This is a genomic window from Sporosarcina sp. GTC18466 (genome assembly GCF_055389225.1).
Map to the genome: position 1 here is coordinate 2,087,791 of NZ_AP044037.1, position 16,974 is coordinate 2,104,764.

Sequence of the window (16,974 nt, forward strand, 5' to 3'; positions counted from 1 at the left end):
TTTTTTCGTTTGCGTTTATGGATTCAGGGAAATATAAAAGAATGAAATAAACGAATAGAAAGGGAAGGAGCAGAGCTTATGAAAACGATGAAATGGATGATGACACTCGCAACAGTCTCCTTCCTGGCCGCCGGCTGCACGAATACGGCTGACAAAACAGATACAACGGATGAGAAGGACAATCAGCCAGTGACGGTACCTGCAGGAGAAGCGAATTCCGGTGCGAATGACAGCGGAGGGGCGGACTCGGAAAAGAATGAGACCGAAAAACCGCCAGCGTCTACAGATAAAAACGACAGTCAATCCTCTGAGGAGTCTGTAGCGGATGAGCAGAAACAGATGGCACTGGATACGTTGAAGGGCCTCGTGAAAGACGCAAAGGAAGGGAAAGTCTATGCGCCTGATCAGGGCTTCTACGTCGGCAAGACGTCGCGTGAAGAAGTATACGATACAATAGGCAAGCCTGAAGAGAAGAGCGGCGGCTTTGACAAGTACCATGGCTCGATGGGCAATCCGTCCATCGCATTTGCTTATGATGACAAGGGCGTCATAAAAGAGGCGCGCTATTTTGGAACTACTGTAGAGCGCCAGACGAACCTGGGAGGCATTACGGAAAAAGACTTGCATGAGCAGCTTGGCGAACCGGCAGATACTCACACCATTGAAGCGACAGGCGAGACGAACATCCGCTACCACCTGGGTGATTTCGATCTGCAGTTCATCATCGGAAAAGACGGGACGCCGGATCATGTCAACCTGAAGGAATGGAAATAAGGAGAGAAAGGGGCAGGAGGAGTGGAGACATTACTGATTGTCGCCGTGGTCATCGCCAGCGGACTGATGCTGTACTCGAAACTGGTATTTCTGGAGCAGCGGGTGCGGCGCCAGGAGATCATGATCACACAACTGATGAAACAAGCGCAGGTCGAGGTGCCTGTGCCTGACAAGATTGTCGGCTTGATCCGCCAAGGCAAAGAAGTGCAGGCGATCAAAGCGGCAAGGGAAGAGTTCGGCTATTCGCTGCTTGAGGCGAAGGAGTATGTGGATGCGGTGAAGATCGGCGTGGAATAAGGGGAAGGCGGAGGATCGATTTAAACGATTCTCCGCCTATTTATTCTAAAATGGTATGTTGGCGTGAATGAAGGACTCTGTAGATTTCAACAGATTTTTGCATTTCACATACCGTATAATAGACCGTGTATTTTTTCACAGTAATAACTCTGTATTCATTTTGCAGAGGATAAGGAAGCTCATATACTTTACCCATATAAGGGAAGGTGGCAAGTGCTGAAATTGTATCGTCCAACGTGTCAATTAACAATTCTGCTCGATCTCGATTATCCTTTTCGGCAATGTATAAACTAATTTTTTGTAAGTCATCCAGAGCAAGAGGCAAATAGAAAATCTCATATGTCATAGTTGCTTGTTTTCTCAGCCACTGTCATTCGGAGCTGTTTCATGACATCGGTATGGGAAACCCGCTCATTTATATCTGCTGCCTGCAGTTCAGCTTCCCTCAATTTTAAGTAGATCTCCCGCTCTTTTTCATATTTTTCGTATGTCTCAATACTCATGACAACCATATTGCCATGACCGTTTTTTGTAAGAAAAACGGGTTCGCCTGTTTCATGGACAACTTGTGAGATTTCTGCAAAGTTATTTCGTAAGTCGGAAACCGGTCTGATATATGGCATAGTGAGCACCTCTCTTTTATCACCATTATATCATAGTCATGATATATAAGGCCACAACTAGCAGGGCAGCTCCGTTGCTCGGGAAAACTTCTATTTCTTCCGCAGAGACCGGACCAAAAAGATGATAATTGTACCGAAAATGGCGATCAAGAAAATGGGCAGGAATGCGATTCCGAGCGAGGTCGCTTGGCCCAGCGCCATTTGGATGGAGCGGTAGCTGATATAGGCGAAGAAGATGATGATCTCGTTTTTCATCACATTCAGCAGCAGCCGTGAGTTCTTGTATTGGTACTCGATATTGTCTTCGGTCAGGTTCATGTAATTATGCCATTCCGGGTGCTTTTCAAGGAAAGTCATCATGCTAGCCATAAGCAGCGCGACGATCGGCAGGATGATCAGTTCCCATTTCAATCCCCATCTATCGACTTGCCCGGCCGCATCGAAATGGCCCGGCACCTGATCTGGAAGCTGGCCCCAGGCATAGATAAGATAAACGAGCCAAGCCGCGACGACGAGCAGACCGATTGCATCCAGCCCCTTTTCGAGCAGCGTTTTTGGAATGTCCAATTTCGGACGTTTATACATAAGAACCCCTCCTGAAGTCTTGTTTTCTATCTTCTTATACGAGAAGAGAGACCCGAAAGATTCGGATTAAGAATTTCCCGGGAAAGAAAACGTGGCGGCTCGCGGCTGTCTCCTGTACGATTAGAAAAAAGGGGGAATTTTCATGATACATATTGGCATCATCGGGCTTGGCGCAATCGGCCAGCGCCTGATCAAACAATTCGAGGAACATCCGGACGTGACCATTTCGGCGGTTTGCGACCGTCAGCAGAAGCTCGCTGAGGAGACGGCAAAGTCGATTGAAGGAGCTGCCGCCTACAAAGACCACAAGCAGTTGCTGAATGAGGGGAATGTAGAGTTTGTCTACGTGGCGGTGCCGCCGAAATTCCATCACGCAATTGTCATGGATGCGCTGCACGCGAAGAAGCATGTGCTGTGCGAAAAACCGCTGGCAAATTCGGTGGAGGAAGCCGGCGAGATGCTGGAAGCGGCGCGTGTTGCTGGCGTCGTGCATGCGATGAATTTCCCGCTCAACTACGGAGCCGCGGGTGCGAAGTTCGCTGAATTGATCCGAGGCGGTTACGTCGGGAACTTGCGCCGGCTGGAACTGTCGATGCGCTTTCCGGAGTGGCCGCGCACTTGGCAGCAGAATGATTGGATTGCGAGCCGCGAGCAAGGCGGTTTCGTGCTCGAAGTCGGCGTCCACTTCATCCAGCAGGCGCTAAAACTGTTCGGCGGCATCTCGCAGATCGAATCCCGGCTTGAACTGCCGACGGATTCTACAAAATGCGAGACGGGTATCATCGCGACCGCCAAGCTAGCGGATGGCACTCCTGTCTTAATTGAAGGCATGAGCGGCATTGCAGGAAACGAGCATATCGGCTTCACGGCTTATGGCACGGCTGGCGTCCTGGCGCTGGAAAACTGGGGAACGCTGCGAGGCGGAATGACTGGCGAGACGCTTGAAGTGATAGCAGCAGACGGTACAAACACTCCATCGCTAATCAATGAGCTTGTGAAAGCGGTACGAGGAGAGCACGCAGAAATCTATGACTTCGAAGTCGGCTATGAGGCGCAGAAAGTGTTGGATGCGTTGAGGCAATCTTGAATTTCATAATGTGCTGCTCTATCCAGATGGATGCCGTGACATACGTCGGAAGCACGGACGAAGCGAATGTGCCCATGATCGCGATCTTCAAAAAGAATGGCTGTGTATTTCGAGATAAGAAAGGGATCTATCGGATAGATCAATAGGTGGTGTTCATATGTTTACATACCAAGTTACCGAAGAAATGGAGTTGCGGCTGCTCGAAATCCGTCATGCGGAAGAGCTATTTGCACTAACGGACGGATCGCGGAGCAGTCTGCGTGAATGGCTTCCATGGATTGATTTCACCCAAACTGTCGAGGATTCGAAGAAATTCATCGAAGGGACGATGAAGCAGTTTAGCGCAAACAACGGCTTCCAAGCGGGCATCTGGTATAAAGGTGAGCTGGCAGGCGTCATCGGACTGCATGGGATCAATTGGTCATATCGATCCACGTCGATCGGTTATTGGCTGGGCGACGGATTCGTCGGGAAAGGGCTAATGACGAAATCTTGTGAGGCAGTCATCAATTATTGCTTTAGCGAACTGGGGCTGAACCGGATTGAGATCCGGGCAGCAGCCGAAAACAGCAAGAGCCGAGCCATCCCCGAGCGCCTCGGTTTCACAAAGGAAGGCCGCATCCGCGAGGCGGAGTGGCTGTATGATCGGTATGTGGATCATGACGTGTATGGGTTGCTGAAATCGGACGCACATAGATAACGAAAAGCCTGCCACCTAAGCGGTCGCAGGCTATTTCTTATTTCGTATAGTTGTCGAAATATCCTTGGATGAAGACGATCGGCGTTCCTTTGTCGCCGCTTCCGGACGTCAAGTCGGAAAGGGAACCGATCAGGTCAGTCAGTTTACGCGGGGTTGTGCCTTGTGCCGCCATGGAGCCGACGAGGTCGGATTCTTTGTTTTGAATGTACTCGGCGATCGCCTTTTTCGCTTCTTCGCCGCGAAGTCCTGCAAAGTCGTTGTCTGCCAAGTATTTCAGTTTGATTTCATTCGGCGTGCCTTCGAGGCCAGCTGTGAAAGCCGGGGAGACGACGGGATCCGCGAGCTCCCAAATCTTGCCGACAGGGTCTTTGAACGCACCGTCGCCGTAAATCATCACTTCAACCATTTTGCCGGTCTTCTCTTTCAGGATCGACTGGATCGTGTCGACGACAGGCTGAGAATTACGCGGGAACAGTTTGACGCTATCTTCTGTCGCTTTGTTCGAGCCGAGCAGGCCGTATGCTTCGTTGTAGCCACTGCCGTCGATGGATTCGCTCAAGATGTTGTCAAGACTGTAGATTTTCTCGCCGCCGTTTGCTTTCAGAATCCGCTTCGTGCGGAAACGGGAATGGATGTCGCATGTCAGCACATTTTTTGTATAATCAAGGATCGTCTTCGCGTGGTTGGAGAAGATGACTTCACATTCCACGCCGTATTCTTCAACGATCGATTTATAGTAGTCGATGTAATCGACGCCTGTGAATGTATGTTTGTTGTAGCCGAAGTGCTCGCGGAATTCCGCTTCTGTCAGCACGTCCGTCCATGGGTTGATGCCTTTTTCGTCAAGTGTGTCGATATCGACCAAGTGGTTGCCGACTTCGTCAGACGGATAGCTGAGCATCAGTACGATTTTCTTCGCTGCGCCTTTTGCGATACCGCGAAGGCAGATGGCGAACCGGTTCCGGCTCAAAATCGGGAAGATGACGCCAATTGTTTCGTCCGCAAATTTCGACTCGATGTCTTTGGCGATATGATCGACAGTTGCGTAATTTCCTTGCGCGCGTGCCACGATGGATTCTGTTACGGTAACGATATCCCGGTCATTGATGGAAAAGCCCTCAACTTCCGACGCTTTGATGACGCTATCTACGACGATTTCCTCGATATTGTCCCCTTTATTGATGATCGGGCAACGAAGACCTCTAACAACAGTACCTACAACTCGTTCCACGTATATCGCTCCTTACGCATGTTTGATTTTCACTCTACTTGTACTATACCTTGCCTTCCTGCTATAAGTAAAATTAATATATGTAATAATGGGTATAAGGAGTGGTTATATGGTGAGTAAATTGGATCTGTACCGGATTTTTAGCTCTGTCTGCAGGAATGAAAGCTTCTCGAAAGCAGCGAAGTCCCTTTATATGACGCAGCCGGCCGTCAGCCAGTCCATCATGCAGCTGGAACGGGAACTGGAGACGAGGCTGTTTACCCGCACGCCAAAAGGGGTGACACCGACAACGGAAGGGAGCCTTCTGCTTGAGTATGTCAATTCTGCCATCAATCTAATCGAAATGGGCGAAGAAAAAATGGCCGAATTTAAAAATCTGACGACCGGCCAGCTGCGTATTGGAGTCGGTGACACAATATCAAAGCACGTCATTTTGCCTGAACTCGAAACGTTCCGTAACCGGTACCCGAATATCAAACTGAAAATCGTCAACGGGACGACCGAGGAGCTCATCGCGTACTTGAAGTCAGGCGAAGTGGATCTCGGCATCTGCAATTTGCCAATTGAGGATCCGTCTCTCACCATCAGACCGTTCTTTGATATCCACGATACATTCGTCTACGGGGAGAAGTATCGGAAACTGCTAGCACGGACGATTGATTTTGCAGAACTCGCGAAGCTGCCGCTCATCTTCCTCGAGCGCAACTCCAATTCACGGAAATACGTCGAAGCCTTCTTGCGCGAAAAAGGCGTGTCCATCGAACCTGAATTCGAACTCGGCTCTCACGACCTTCTCGTCGAGTTCGCACGAGTCAACATGGGTATCGCCTGCGTCACAAGGGAATTCACGGAAGATTACCTGGATCGAGGGATTTTGCAGGAAGTGCAGCTAGAAGAGGAAATACCGCCAAGAAGCATTGGCATCTGTTCGTTGAAAAGTGTACCCTTATCGCCAGCATCGGGCAAATTTGTGGGGTTGATCGAACGGAAATGAAAAGGCCCTCGGGGATAGGGATCCCGGGGCCCAAAGCTTAAATCTCAATCAAAAATGGCAAGATCATCGGCCGGCGCTTTGTCCGTGCGAACAGGAGCTTCTCGACCGCGATCCGAATTTCGTGTTTGACATCATTCCGGCGGCGGCGGCTCGCGGGCTGTCCGTCTTGGAGTATGTCTTTTACGAGCTGGTTGACTTCTTCATATAACTTGTCGGCGTCACGCTCGTAAACGAATCCGCGGGACAGGGTGGCCGGATCGGTGATGAGCTGGCCGTCCCTCTTATTAATGGATACGACGATGACGAGCATTCCTTCTTCTGACAGGACTTTGCGGTCGCGTAGTACGATTTTTCCGACGTCCCCGATGCCGAGTCCGTCGACGAAGACATTGCCGGCATCGACCGATCCGCCGAGACGTGCCGTCCCATCTTTGATCTCCACCACATCTCCGTTAGAAACGATGAAGATGTTCTCATGCAGGACACCGACCGACTCTGCAAGTTCCCGGTGTTTTTCAAGCATCCGGTACTCCCCGTGGATCGGCATGAAGTATGTCGGTTTCAAGAGCGTCAGCATGAGTTTCAGTTCTTCCTGATAGGCGTGGCCCGACACATGCATGCCGGTCGATCCGTAGACGACGTGCGCGCCGAGCCGGTAGAAATTGTCGACGATCCGGGAGACGCTTTTTTCATTCCCCGGAATCGGGCTCGACGAGAAGATGATCGTGTCGCCGGGGTTGATGGAGACGTCGCGGTACGAGGAGCTCGACAGACGGGACAGCGCCGCCATCGGCTCCCCTTGGCTGCCAGTACAAATGACAGCGACCTGCTCGGGGATCATCCGGTCTACTTCTTTTATATCGATCAGAAGGTCTTCCGGTATGTCCAAATAGCCGAGCTCCTCGGAGACCGTGGCCACGTTCACCATGCTGCGGCCGAGCAGGGCGACTTTGCGGTTCGTCATATAGGCTGCGTCAATGATCTGCTGCACCCGGTGGACATTTGACGCGAAGGTTGAAATGAAAATCCGCCCTTCCGCTTTATGGAACTCCTCCGCAATCCGCTCGCCGACCGCACGCTCGGATTCGGAAATTCCCGGCCGCTCGGCGTTTGTGCTCTCGGATAAGAGAAGCAGGACGCCTTTTTTGCCGAGGTCCGAGAGCTTATGGAAGTCTGCGAATTCCCCGTGGATCGGCGTCAGATCGAATTTGAAATCGCCTGTATGCACAATCAATCCCTGCGGCGTATCAAACGCCACGCCGATACAATCCGGGATGCTGTGGTTCACCCGGAAGAACGACAAGTCGACCTCGCCGAGCCGGATTTCTGTATCGTGGTCCACCTGCACGAGCTGCGAACTGCGCAGCAGCCCATGTTCTTTCAGCTTCAATTCGATCAAGCCAAGGGTCAGCCGCGTTGCGTAGACCGGCACATTCAGCCGCTTCAGGAAATAAGGGATGCCGCCGATATGGTCTTCATGGCCGTGCGTTACGATGAGCGCCTGCACGTGATCTTTGCGCTCGAGTAAATATGAAATATCCTGGATGATCAGATCGACGCCCGGCAGTTCTTCATTCGGAAACTTCCCGCCGCAATCAATGACATACAAATCCTCGCCGCACTCCAGCACATACATATTTTTGCCGATCTCCTGGATGCCGCCAAGCGCGAAAACAGAAACAGTCGAAGTCACATGAATATCCTCCCTACGTGAAAATAAAAAGGCCATCCCGGCAGCCTATCGGCAACCGGAACAGCCTGGTGTACTCCGAAAGTAGGATTCGAACCTACGGCCTATCGGTTAACAGCCGATTGCTCTACCGCTGAGCTATTTCGGAATGGTGTACTCCTATCATGGACTGGTTTTGTGAGGGATATACATGTGAATTTGAAAAAACGTTAATTTGCACAGGGCATGCAACACGGCGGCGGGAGTGGTTGTGATTCGGAGAAGTGGCCGCAAATGTCGCATGCCGGGGCTTGAACATCTCAAGCCACCACTCGAAAGTCCCTATGATTCCCGTTAACATAGCAAGCATGCTGCTGAACATCCCAAATTTACACGTGATCATCCCATCCTTGCCGTCGAACGCGCCAAGCACTCCTGCCGGCAAAGCGGAAGAACCACGCAGCAGGCTGCATGGTCCTCAAATTATCCTTTATTCATCGATAATCCGTCAATGGAAGGCTCTGTCTCATCCGCATCCAGCACTTCCGACTCGATCGACTTTCCAAGCAAGTGGTATTCGGTCTCCTCTTGCGTCAGGCTGTTGTATTGTTTACGCATCGCGAGGTAAAATACCGATCCGGTCACTGCCCAGGCAAGCAACAGCAAGTAGGACGGCGTCGACAATGCGGCCGGTGAATTCGGGATGAGCAGAAGCGCGAGGAATGAAGAGCTCGCGACAATTCCAATCAAAGCAAACGTCTTTTTCAACGGAGCAATTTCCCGCCCGGCGGCCTCCTTTTTCCATGCGAGCACTTTATACGCTGCGATGCATGTGAACAGGTAGGCGATCGAGACGCCTGTCGAGGACATGTCAACTATCCACGACAACGCTTGCCGGCCGAACCAGGGCATCGGCAGCGTAATCAGTGCGACAAACCAGATGCCCCACACCGGAGTCTGGTGTTTTGGAGACACTTTCCGGAAGAAATTCGGAAGCGCCCGGGCCCGCGACATCGAGAACAGCAAACGGCTGGATGACATATAGAATCCGTTCAGGCCGGTGAAGATGCCCATCATGATGGCGATGGCCATGACGACGAGTCCGATCATGCCGAGTGACGAATAGACGACGTCGCCTGTGAGCCATAGATTGCTTTCGCCACCGCCGCCTGATCCCGGAAATGTCCAAGCGGTGAGCCCGATCATGACCGCATAGATCAAGAACGAAGTGAACAGTGACGCGACGATGAGCACGGTCGCTTTCCGCGGCGAGAATTTGAATTCTTCCGCTGCTTGCGGCACATTGTCAAATCCGACATAAGCCCAAGGTGCAATCGCGACAATGACAAGAATGGACGTCAGCATCGACTGTTTGCCGCTAAATAGAGGCAGCATGTTCTGAAGCGGCTGGTCAGCGACGCCGTAAGTGAATGCGCCGAGAAGGACGACTCCGCCGATCAGCAGAACACTGAAATAGAACTGCATCCTTCCCGATACGCTAGTTCCAGTCGAGTTGATGAAAGCGAACAATAAAATGAGAGCGCTTGCAATAATGACTTCCGGCAAATAGACATCCCATCCTGCAATGGAATAGAGGTATCCTTGCTTCATGAAGCCCGGCGCTAAAAATTTCAACAGCAGTGTGAATGCAGACGCATTCAGCGCTACAATCGACATGTAGCCGAGTGATAAAAACCATCCGCATATGAAAGCCCATAGCTTCCCTGCGGCAATGAATGCATATGTGAATCCTCCCCCGGAAACAGGGAATTTCTTAATCATCACACCATAACTTGACGCGATCACCATCATGAGAGCGGCGCCGATCAGCAGTCCGATCATCGCTCCGAGCGGGCCCGACTCGCGGATCCAGTCACCCGGCAGGATGAACGCCCCCCATCCGACAGATGAGCCAAGCGCAATCGCGAATACCCAGGACGGCTTCAGGGTCCTCTCCAGCTTCTTCCTTCGTGGCGGTTCAGTACTTTCCATAATCAGTTCCCCCTAGCTGACTTGATAACCATCAGTTCCCTATCCCAGAATAATGAAACATAGTCCAGTAAAAAAGACCGTATCTGCCTGTCAGACAGGGGGATACGGCCGCACAGATAAAACGTTACATCCGCCCTGAACGGAAAATCCGGAAGAGCAGGAAGATGAACATGAGTCCGGCGATAATAGAGCCAATCTCGATGACGGGCAGACGCCAGAGTGCCGTATGGCCGCCTACGATGGCAGAACCGATAATTAAACCAACCATCAGGATGCTGAATGACAAAAGGATGATACTGAAGGAGAGCCTGTTACTGATCTGATCAAGACGGCGCAACGCCACGTTCGTCTGCTTGAAATCAATGTCGAGCCGCAACTTGCCTTTTTTGATCGTATTGGTGATCGCCTTCAAATCCTCCGGCAGATGGGTGAGGATCTCGATGTTCTCCACCCACTGCTTCGCGCTATTCCTCATCAGCTTCGCCGGGTTGTACCGCTCCAGCACAAGCTTACGGCCGAACGGCTCGACCGCTTTCATGATGTTGAAGTCAGAGTCGAGCGCCGTGATGAGCCCTTCCAGCGTAATCACCGTCTTGCCGAGGATGGTGATGTCATTCGGTATCTGAATCTGATGACGGTAAGCGACATCATAGAGGTCCATGAACACGGTGCCCAGATGAATATCATTCAGCGGCACTTCATAATACTTCGTCTGCAGCAGATCAAGATCGCGTTTGAACGAGCGCATATCCACTTCATCTGGGATGATGCCCATCTCTAGAAGCGTATCGATCATCCCGGCGGTATCGCCTTTCCGCATATGGAGCACTAACGAGGCAAAATGGTATTTCAAGTCATCGTCAAGCCTTCCGACCATGCCGAAATCCATAAAGACGATTGTGTTTCCCGGCAGCACACTGATATTGCCGGGGTGCGGATCGCCGTGGAAAAAGCCCATCTCCAGCACCTGGTAGAATATCGAATCGATGATGCGCTCAGCGATCAAAGCGGGATCATATCCTTCCGCTTCGAGCTTTCTCACATCATTCGACTTGATGCCTTCCAGGAGTTCCGTCGTCAGGACGATATCCGTTGTGTAATCCCAGAAGACGGCAGGGATCCGGATATGTTTGCGGCTGCTCAACTGCTTGGCAATCCGCTCGCCATTACGGCCCTCAATCCGGTAATCCAGTTCATCACGCATCGTCCTGGAGAACTCTTCGATCATGTCCTGCAGATGGTACCGCTCCGCCCAATCCATCGAGCCGTCCAGAAAACGGGCGACATCCTCCAAGATGGACAGATCCGTCTCGACAATCGGCTGGATATCAGGCCGCTGCACTTTCACCGCTACCCGCTCGCCGCTCGGAAGAGTCGCCACGTGCACCTGGCCGATGGAGGCGGCGGCAAGCGGCTCATCTTCAAATTCCACGAACAATTCCACAATCGGGCCGCCGAGTTCCTGTTCGATGATTTCGCGCGCCTGCTTTGAGGGGAACGGCGGCACATCGTCTTGCAGTTTTGCAAGTTCAGCCGCAATCTCAGCTGGCACGAGATCATGCCGCGTGCTCGCAATCTGTCCCAGTTTGATGAACGTCGGGCCGAGATCCTGCAGTGTCTTCCGCAGCTTCACGCCAATATCCGCAAGGTTCATCTCTTCACGTGTGTCGGCAGCCCGGGCGTTTTCATTCGTAATGCCGAGCCTGAATAATATATGACTGAATCCGTTTTTCAGGAAGGCATTCAAAATTTCCTGATACCGTTTGGATTGTCTCCACTTTTGTTTGAGCATAATCGTTCCTCCCGCCAGTTTGCTAGTTTTCCTATACCCTAAACAGGCGTGCACCTATCCGTCAACAAGTTGTATTGTCTTTTTTGAATATTGTTATATACTTGTCTGGAAAGGGGTTATGCAGTTGAAACAAAGGGTACTAGTGAAAGTTTACGATGAAAACGGACTTGATGAACGGACGCAGAAGATTGTAAATGCGGCCGTCCTCCAAATCGCAGCCATGAGAAGCGCCCTGCTTGTCGGAAGTAAAGGGGAAGGCGGCGAAGGGACCGCGCTCAATCCGGTGGAAGATTGCTTCTGCGGCGTGGAGATGATCTACCAGAAAGTGATTCCGGACGAATTGGCGGAAGACTTGAGATCAGCGCTGGAACGGAATCTGAATACGTTCTTTACAATGAGTGGGTTGGATATGAAAGTTGAAATTACTACAAAGTAAGCACAAAGATCCTTTCCCTTAAGAAAAGGGAAGGGATTTCTATCTTTATTGGAGAAAAGTACTGTATCGACAGGGAAATAGTGGTATAGTAGATTGGATATGCAAATTTAAAGCTGAAGGGGATATCGTCAAGCCATGAGGCTGTCGTTGAAATATTTGATTATGGGAGTAGCATTACTCTCCGTTGTTCTTACGCTGCTCGGAAGCATTACATCCGGCTACCGGGTGAGCCAGGAATCATTGATTGAAAACACACTGGACACGAACCGTGCCTACGCAAAGAAACTTTCCAATGTCACGGAGACCTACCTGTCCATGACATTACAGCAATTGGAAGTGAGCGCGCGGGCGCTGTCACATGAAATAGAGGAAAGCGGCAATGAAGCGATACTGACCGAAGAAGCGGATCGCCTGAAATTCCAGACGCATACCTTCAATTCGGTCATTATTGCGAGCAAAGAGGGCCGGATCCTAGCGACATCCCCGCAAACATTGGAGCTCGTCGGCCATAAGCTGACGAGTGAAGGGGGGAAGCAGGCGCTGGAGATCAAAAAACCGTTCATCTCCCAGCCGTACTACAGCCTGACGGGCCGCCTGATCATCTTCATCTCCCAACCGATCTTCCGGGAGGACGGGGCGTACCTCGGAATTGTCGGCGGCACGATTTATTTGAAGGAAACGAACATCCTGCAAGAAGTGCTGGGTGAGCATTTCAATGAAGACGGCTCGTATGTGTATGTCGTCGACCGGGAAGGGCGTGTCATCTATCATCAGGATCCGAAACGGGTGAATGATGATGTGTCCGCAAATCCGGTTGTGCAGCAGCTGATGGCTGGAAATAGCGGCGCTGAGGAAGTCGTCAATACGAAAGGGGTCACGATGCTCGCAGGATACGCCACCATCCCCGTTGCGGACTGGGGCGTCGTGTCGCAGAAGGAAAAGCAAGCCGCCGTCGCTCCGACGATCTCGATGACGAAGCGGATGATCTGGATGGCGCTTCCGATTTTCATCTTTTCCATTCTGTTCATTTTGCTGCTCGCCAGGCAGATTGCACTGCCGCTCCAAAAAATGGCGGTCTATACAGAGACGAGCACAGAGAATTACGAGGAAGAGAAGATCAAAGGGATCAATGCCTGGTATTATGAGGCAAGCCAGCTGAAAAAGGCACTCTCCTACAGCTTGAACTACTTCCAGGACCGTGTGAATTTCTTCATCCACCAGTCAACGACCGATCCGCTGACCAGGCTGTGGAACCGGCGGTCGATGGATGAATACATGAAAAAGTGGACGGATCAGGGGACGCCATACGCCTTGATCATCCTTGATATCGATAAATTCAAGCGGGTGAATGACACATACGGCCACGCGAAGGGCGACGATGTGCTGAAGTTCCTTGCCAAGCAGATGAAAAGTGTGACGCGCGAACAAGATCGCTGCTGCAGATACGGCGGCGAAGAGTTCGTCATCCTGCTGCCGGAGACAAGCGAGGAAGGGGCAAGGAGCGTCGCGGAACGTCTGCGTAAAAGTATGGAATCGACGGTGAGCCCGTGCGGGGAAATCGTCACGGTGTCCGCCGGAGTCGCGGCATATCCGGTGCATTCCGATCATCCGGCCGAGTTGATGGAACTCGCAGATCAATGCCTGTATCAAGCGAAAGAAACAGGAAGAAACCGGGTCGTCGTCTATGAGGGACAGCCGGCCGGGTAAGAAAAGGCGAAGGAGCGCATGCTGCGCGTCCTTCGCCTTTTTTAATCAATAGACTTTATCTCCATTGAAGATAGAGTTTTTCACGACTACATAATCCACCGTGCGGATGGCGTCAAGCGTTGTGCCGCCTGCATACGAAATGGAAGACTGGAGATCCTGCTTCATCTCCGTAAGAGTGTCCTGTAGCTTCCCTTTATATTCCACATGCATCTTCTTGCCTTCAACGTTCTTGCGCTCGCCCTTTTGGAATTCAGAAGCCGAACCGAAATATTCCTTGTACGTCTTGCCGTCAATCTCGATCGTCTGGCCCGGAGATTCCTCATGGCCTGCGAAAAGAGATCCGATCATGACCATGGTAGCACCGAAACGCACCGATTTTGCGATGTCGCCATGCGTACGGATCCCGCCGTCCGCAATGATCGGCTTCGTTGCCGCTTTCGCGCACAAACGCACAGCCGCAAGCTGCCAGCCGCCTGTACCGAAACCGGTTTTGATTTTCGTGATGCATACCTTGCCCGGCCCGATGCCGACTTTTGTCGCGTCTGCTCCAGCGTTTTCCAGTTCGCGGACCGCTTCCGGCGTGCCGACATTGCCTGCGATGACAAACGACTCTGGCAAATGCTTCTTAATATGCTGGATCATCTTGATGACGTTATTGGAATGGCCATGCGCAATGTCAATCGTGATGTAATCGGGAACCAATCCATCCGCCGCCAGTTGCTCGACAAATCCATATTCTTCTTCTTTCACGCCCACGCTGATGGACGCAATCAACCCGCGCGCATGCATATCCTTAATGAACGCCACGCGTGTTTCCGGATTAAACCGGTGCATGATATAGAAATAGCCATTCTCCGCAAGCTCAATCGCAATCTTCTCATCGATGATCGTCTGCATATTGGCAGGCACGACCGGCAAAGCGAACGTATGCTTGCCCATTTTCACCGTCGTATCACACTCCGAACGGCTCGACACCACACATTTATTAGGAATCAATTGAATATCTTCATAATCAAATACTGTATCCATAGATAACACTCCTAAAGGCGAATATTATTTATCGTTTAATGAGTAATGTTCGTACTTTTGTACTTTACCGTACATTCATCTGCAAGTCAACCGTTTTTGTACGGAAAATAGGCGGGAATCGTCAGGAAATATAAAGGCGAATCGCGTGGATAGAGGAAATCAGCCATCTGCCAGCCGGAACCACGCGGCTGGCAGAAATGAGCAATAAATCGCGGAAGCAAGCAATGAAGCACGGAAAGTCAGCAACACGCCAGTCAAAGTAAGCAATCAAGCATCGAAACGAAGCAACCCCGCGCCGGAAGTCAGCAATCAGCCGTCAGAAGTAAGCAATGGGCCAGCCGGAACCACGCGGCTGGCCAAAGTAAGCAATAAACAGCGGAAGCAAGCAATGAAGCACGAAAAGTCAGCAACACGCCATTCAAAACAAGCAACCAGGCATCGAAACGAAGCAACCCCGCGCCGGAAGTAAGCAATCAGCCGTCAGAAGTAAGCAATGGGCCAGCCGGAACCCCGCGGCTGGCCGAAGTAAGCAATAAACGGCGGAAACAAGCAATGAAGCATGAAAAGTCAGCAACACGCCATTTAAAACAAGCAATCAAGCATCGAAACGAAGCAACCCCGCGCCGGAAGTAAGCAATCAGCCGCCATAAGTAAGCAACGGGCCAGCCGGAATTACGCGGCCGGTCAAAGTAAGCAATAAACGGCGGAAGCAAGCAATGAAGCATGGAAAGTCAGCAACAAGCCAGTCAAAGGAAGCAATCAAGCATCGAAACGAAGCAACCCCGCGCCGGAAGTAAGCAATCAGCGATCATAAGTAAGCAATGGGCCAGCTAGAACCACGCGGCAAGCCGAAGTAAGCAATAAACAGCGGAAGCAAGCAATGAAGCATGGAAAGTCAGCAACACGCCATTCAAAGCAAGCAATCAGGCATCGAAACGAAGCAACACCGCGCCGAAAGTCAGCAATCCACCGCCATAAGTAAGCAATCGACATCCCTGCCAATCCGCCATAGACCCTTCCATCTGCACATGATACGATGGATGCATAGACAAAACATAGGAGTGATGGGAAATGGCGGTATTGCCAAATTGTCCAGAATGCAAATCAGAGTATACATATGAAGACGGGAATCAGCTTGTCTGTCCGGAATGCGCCCATGAGTGGATGCCGGGGGACGCAAAAGAGGCGGCCGAAGAAAAGGTCTTCCGTGATGCCAACGGAAATGTCCTCCAGGACGGCGATACAGTGACGGTGATCAAGGATCTTAAGGTGAAAGGTAGTTCATCCGTCGTCAAGATCGGAACAAAAGTGAAGAACATCAAGCTCGTCGACGGCGATCACGACATCGACTGCAAGATTGACGGCTTCGGCGCCATGCAGCTGAAGACGGAATTTGTGAAGAAAGCGTAAAAGGGGCATGTCTATGGAATTTCCCCAGTTGGAAACAGAGCGGCTCATCCTGCGGCAGGTGAGCATCAGTGATGCACCTGCCATGCTGCACTATCTTTCAGATGAAGAGGTCATGAAATACTATGGAATGGCGCCATTTGCTGATGTGGCGGAAGTGATCGAAGAAATTGGATGGTATAAATCGATTTTTGCAGGCGGCACAGGCATCCGCTGGGGCATCGCCCGGAAAGAGGAGCCCGGCCGCATCATCGGCAGCTGCGGGTTCTTTGATCGGTCAGACCGCCATCAACGGGCTGATATCGGGTATGAACTGTCGCACGAATTCTGGCATGGCGGCATCATGACGGAAGCTGTTTCCGCAATCCTTCCCCATGGATTTGGCGAGATGGGGCTGATGCGCATCCAGGGATTAGTGGAACCAGGCAATATTTCCTCAAGAAAGCTGCTGACGAAAATCGGTTTTCAGGAAGAAGGACTGCTGCGGAAGTATGAGATGACAGGCGGGAAGTTCGATGATTTGTACATGTATTCATTGCTAAAAGAAGAATGGGTTCCAGCATCATATGACTAAATCCATATGATTCCAATTGGTGCTTCCTTCCTCTACCTAAATTTACCTGCTTATATTACAGTTAGAACTAAACTGTT

Annotated in this window: 17 protein-coding genes and 1 tRNA gene; 9 read left to right on the forward strand and 9 right to left on the reverse strand. The window is 51.2% G+C overall.

The window, feature by feature from the left end:
* Window positions 1–78 precede the first annotated feature (78 nt).
* Complete coding sequence (locus tag ACZ5FK_RS10190) at window positions 79–774, forward strand: YjgB family protein (RefSeq protein ID WP_464804797.1); 696 nt, start codon at window positions 79–81, stop codon at window positions 772–774.
* Between the two features lie 21 nt (window positions 775–795).
* On the forward strand, window positions 796–1,071 hold the full coding sequence (locus tag ACZ5FK_RS10195; protein WP_464804798.1) for a hypothetical protein: 276 nt from the start codon (window positions 796–798) through the stop codon (window positions 1,069–1,071).
* A 40-nt stretch (window positions 1,072–1,111) separates the two neighbouring features.
* Here the strand turns inward: ACZ5FK_RS10195 and ACZ5FK_RS10200 are convergent, their stop codons facing one another.
* The 3 genes from ACZ5FK_RS10200 to ACZ5FK_RS10210 form a co-directional block, all read right to left on the reverse strand.
* Complete coding sequence (locus tag ACZ5FK_RS10200) at window positions 1,112–1,417, reverse strand: type II toxin-antitoxin system RelE/ParE family toxin (protein WP_464804799.1); 306 nt, start codon at window positions 1,415–1,417, stop codon at window positions 1,112–1,114.
* Window positions 1,407–1,694, reverse strand: a complete 288-nt coding sequence (locus tag ACZ5FK_RS10205; protein WP_464804800.1) for a type II toxin-antitoxin system Phd/YefM family antitoxin — start codon at window positions 1,692–1,694, stop codon at window positions 1,407–1,409. Before ACZ5FK_RS10205 ends, ACZ5FK_RS10200 begins: the two co-directional genes overlap by 11 nt.
* 90 nt (window positions 1,695–1,784) lie before the next feature.
* Window positions 1,785–2,279 carry a DUF1648 domain-containing protein gene (locus ACZ5FK_RS10210; protein WP_464804801.1) on the reverse strand — a complete coding sequence of 165 codons (495 nt, stop codon included), beginning with the start codon at window positions 2,277–2,279 and terminating at the stop codon, window positions 1,785–1,787.
* 142 nt (window positions 2,280–2,421) lie between these two features.
* On the opposite strand from ACZ5FK_RS10210, the gene ACZ5FK_RS10215 reads away from it, so the two are divergent.
* Both ACZ5FK_RS10215 and ACZ5FK_RS10220 read left to right on the forward strand, forming a co-directional pair.
* Window positions 2,422–3,366 (forward strand): Gfo/Idh/MocA family protein, encoded by a 945-nt coding sequence (locus tag ACZ5FK_RS10215; protein ID WP_464804802.1) that lies wholly within the window; start codon window positions 2,422–2,424, stop codon window positions 3,364–3,366.
* A gap of 157 nt (window positions 3,367–3,523) precedes the next feature.
* A complete protein-coding gene (locus ACZ5FK_RS10220; RefSeq protein ID WP_464804803.1) occupies window positions 3,524–4,066 on the forward strand; it encodes a GNAT family N-acetyltransferase in 543 nt (180 codons plus the stop codon).
* A 37-nt stretch (window positions 4,067–4,103) separates the two neighbouring features.
* On the opposite strand, the gene ACZ5FK_RS10225 is transcribed toward ACZ5FK_RS10220, so the two are convergent.
* Window positions 4,104–5,297 (reverse strand): coenzyme F420-0:L-glutamate ligase, encoded by a 1,194-nt coding sequence (locus ACZ5FK_RS10225; RefSeq protein WP_464804804.1) that lies wholly within the window; start codon window positions 5,295–5,297, stop codon window positions 4,104–4,106.
* A gap of 109 nt (window positions 5,298–5,406) precedes the next feature.
* On the opposite strand from ACZ5FK_RS10225, the gene ACZ5FK_RS10230 reads away from it, so the two are divergent.
* On the forward strand, window positions 5,407–6,291 hold the full coding sequence (locus tag ACZ5FK_RS10230) for a LysR family transcriptional regulator (protein WP_464804805.1): 885 nt from the start codon (window positions 5,407–5,409) through the stop codon (window positions 6,289–6,291).
* Window positions 6,292–6,328: 37 nt separating this feature from the next.
* Here the strand turns inward: ACZ5FK_RS10230 and ACZ5FK_RS10235 are convergent, their stop codons facing one another.
* The 4 genes from ACZ5FK_RS10235 to ACZ5FK_RS10250 all read right to left on the reverse strand — a co-directional run bounded on the left by ACZ5FK_RS10235 (window position 6,329) and on the right by ACZ5FK_RS10250 (window position 11,744).
* Window positions 6,329–7,927 carry a ribonuclease J gene (locus ACZ5FK_RS10235; RefSeq protein ID WP_464807415.1) on the reverse strand — a complete coding sequence of 533 codons (1,599 nt, stop codon included), beginning with the start codon at window positions 7,925–7,927 and terminating at the stop codon, window positions 6,329–6,331.
* A 130-nt stretch (window positions 7,928–8,057) separates the two neighbouring features.
* Window positions 8,058–8,129, reverse strand: a tRNA-Asn gene (locus ACZ5FK_RS10240).
* 314 nt (window positions 8,130–8,443) lie between these two features.
* Complete coding sequence (locus ACZ5FK_RS10245) at window positions 8,444–9,952, reverse strand: APC family permease (RefSeq protein ID WP_464804806.1); 1,509 nt, start codon at window positions 9,950–9,952, stop codon at window positions 8,444–8,446.
* A gap of 124 nt (window positions 9,953–10,076) precedes the next feature.
* Complete coding sequence (locus ACZ5FK_RS10250) at window positions 10,077–11,744, reverse strand: ABC1 kinase family protein (protein WP_464804807.1); 1,668 nt, start codon at window positions 11,742–11,744, stop codon at window positions 10,077–10,079.
* Window positions 11,745–11,868: 124 nt separating this feature from the next.
* On the opposite strand from ACZ5FK_RS10250, the gene ACZ5FK_RS10255 reads away from it, so the two are divergent.
* Window positions 11,869–12,180, forward strand: coding sequence for a hypothetical protein (locus ACZ5FK_RS10255; protein WP_464804808.1), 312 nt, complete (start codon window positions 11,869–11,871; stop codon window positions 12,178–12,180).
* 147 nt (window positions 12,181–12,327) lie between these two features.
* A complete protein-coding gene (locus ACZ5FK_RS10260; RefSeq protein WP_464804809.1) occupies window positions 12,328–13,887 on the forward strand; it encodes a sensor domain-containing diguanylate cyclase in 1,560 nt (519 codons plus the stop codon).
* 45 nt (window positions 13,888–13,932) lie between these two features.
* On the opposite strand, the gene guaC is transcribed toward ACZ5FK_RS10260, so the two are convergent.
* Window positions 13,933–14,916, reverse strand: coding sequence for a GMP reductase (gene guaC / locus ACZ5FK_RS10265; protein WP_464804810.1), 984 nt, complete (start codon window positions 14,914–14,916; stop codon window positions 13,933–13,935).
* 1,071 nt (window positions 14,917–15,987) lie between these two features.
* On the opposite strand from guaC, the gene ACZ5FK_RS10270 reads away from it, so the two are divergent.
* Together ACZ5FK_RS10270 and ACZ5FK_RS10275 are read left to right on the forward strand one after the other, a co-directional pair.
* Entirely contained in the window at window positions 15,988–16,326 is a 339-nt protein-coding gene (locus ACZ5FK_RS10270; RefSeq protein ID WP_464804811.1) for a zinc ribbon domain-containing protein YjdM, read from the forward strand.
* A gap of 13 nt (window positions 16,327–16,339) precedes the next feature.
* On the forward strand, window positions 16,340–16,897 hold the full coding sequence (locus ACZ5FK_RS10275; RefSeq protein ID WP_464804812.1) for a GNAT family N-acetyltransferase: 558 nt from the start codon (window positions 16,340–16,342) through the stop codon (window positions 16,895–16,897).
* The last annotated feature ends 77 nt before the right edge of the window (window positions 16,898–16,974 follow it).

Bases quoted from the DNA above. Each gene is read 5' to 3' on its own strand.
- ACZ5FK_RS10235 (WP_464807415.1), bottom strand. From the start codon at position 7,927: ATGTATGTGCTGGAGTGCGGCGAGGATTTGTATGTCATTGATTGCGGC.
- ACZ5FK_RS10250 (WP_464804807.1), bottom strand. From the start codon at position 11,744: ATGCTCAAACAAAAGTGGAGACAATCCAAACGGTATCAGGAAATTTTG.
- ACZ5FK_RS10210 (WP_464804801.1), bottom strand. From the start codon at position 2,279: ATGTATAAACGTCCGAAATTGGACATTCCAAAAACGCTGCTCGAAAAG.
- ACZ5FK_RS10190 (WP_464804797.1), top strand. From the start codon at position 79: ATGAAAACGATGAAATGGATGATGACACTCGCAACAGTCTCCTTCCTG.
- ACZ5FK_RS10200 (WP_464804799.1), bottom strand. From the start codon at position 1,417: ATGACATATGAGATTTTCTATTTGCCTCTTGCTCTGGATGACTTACAA.
- ACZ5FK_RS10215 (WP_464804802.1), top strand. From the start codon at position 2,422: ATGATACATATTGGCATCATCGGGCTTGGCGCAATCGGCCAGCGCCTG.
- ACZ5FK_RS10205 (WP_464804800.1), bottom strand. From the start codon at position 1,694: ATGCCATATATCAGACCGGTTTCCGACTTACGAAATAACTTTGCAGAA.
- ACZ5FK_RS10270 (WP_464804811.1), top strand. From the start codon at position 15,988: ATGGCGGTATTGCCAAATTGTCCAGAATGCAAATCAGAGTATACATAT.
- guaC (WP_464804810.1), bottom strand. From the start codon at position 14,916: ATGGATACAGTATTTGATTATGAAGATATTCAATTGATTCCTAATAAA.
- ACZ5FK_RS10230 (WP_464804805.1), top strand. From the start codon at position 5,407: ATGGTGAGTAAATTGGATCTGTACCGGATTTTTAGCTCTGTCTGCAGG.
- ACZ5FK_RS10220 (WP_464804803.1), top strand. From the start codon at position 3,524: ATGTTTACATACCAAGTTACCGAAGAAATGGAGTTGCGGCTGCTCGAA.
- ACZ5FK_RS10245 (WP_464804806.1), bottom strand. From the start codon at position 9,952: ATGGAAAGTACTGAACCGCCACGAAGGAAGAAGCTGGAGAGGACCCTG.
- ACZ5FK_RS10275 (WP_464804812.1), top strand. From the start codon at position 16,340: ATGGAATTTCCCCAGTTGGAAACAGAGCGGCTCATCCTGCGGCAGGTG.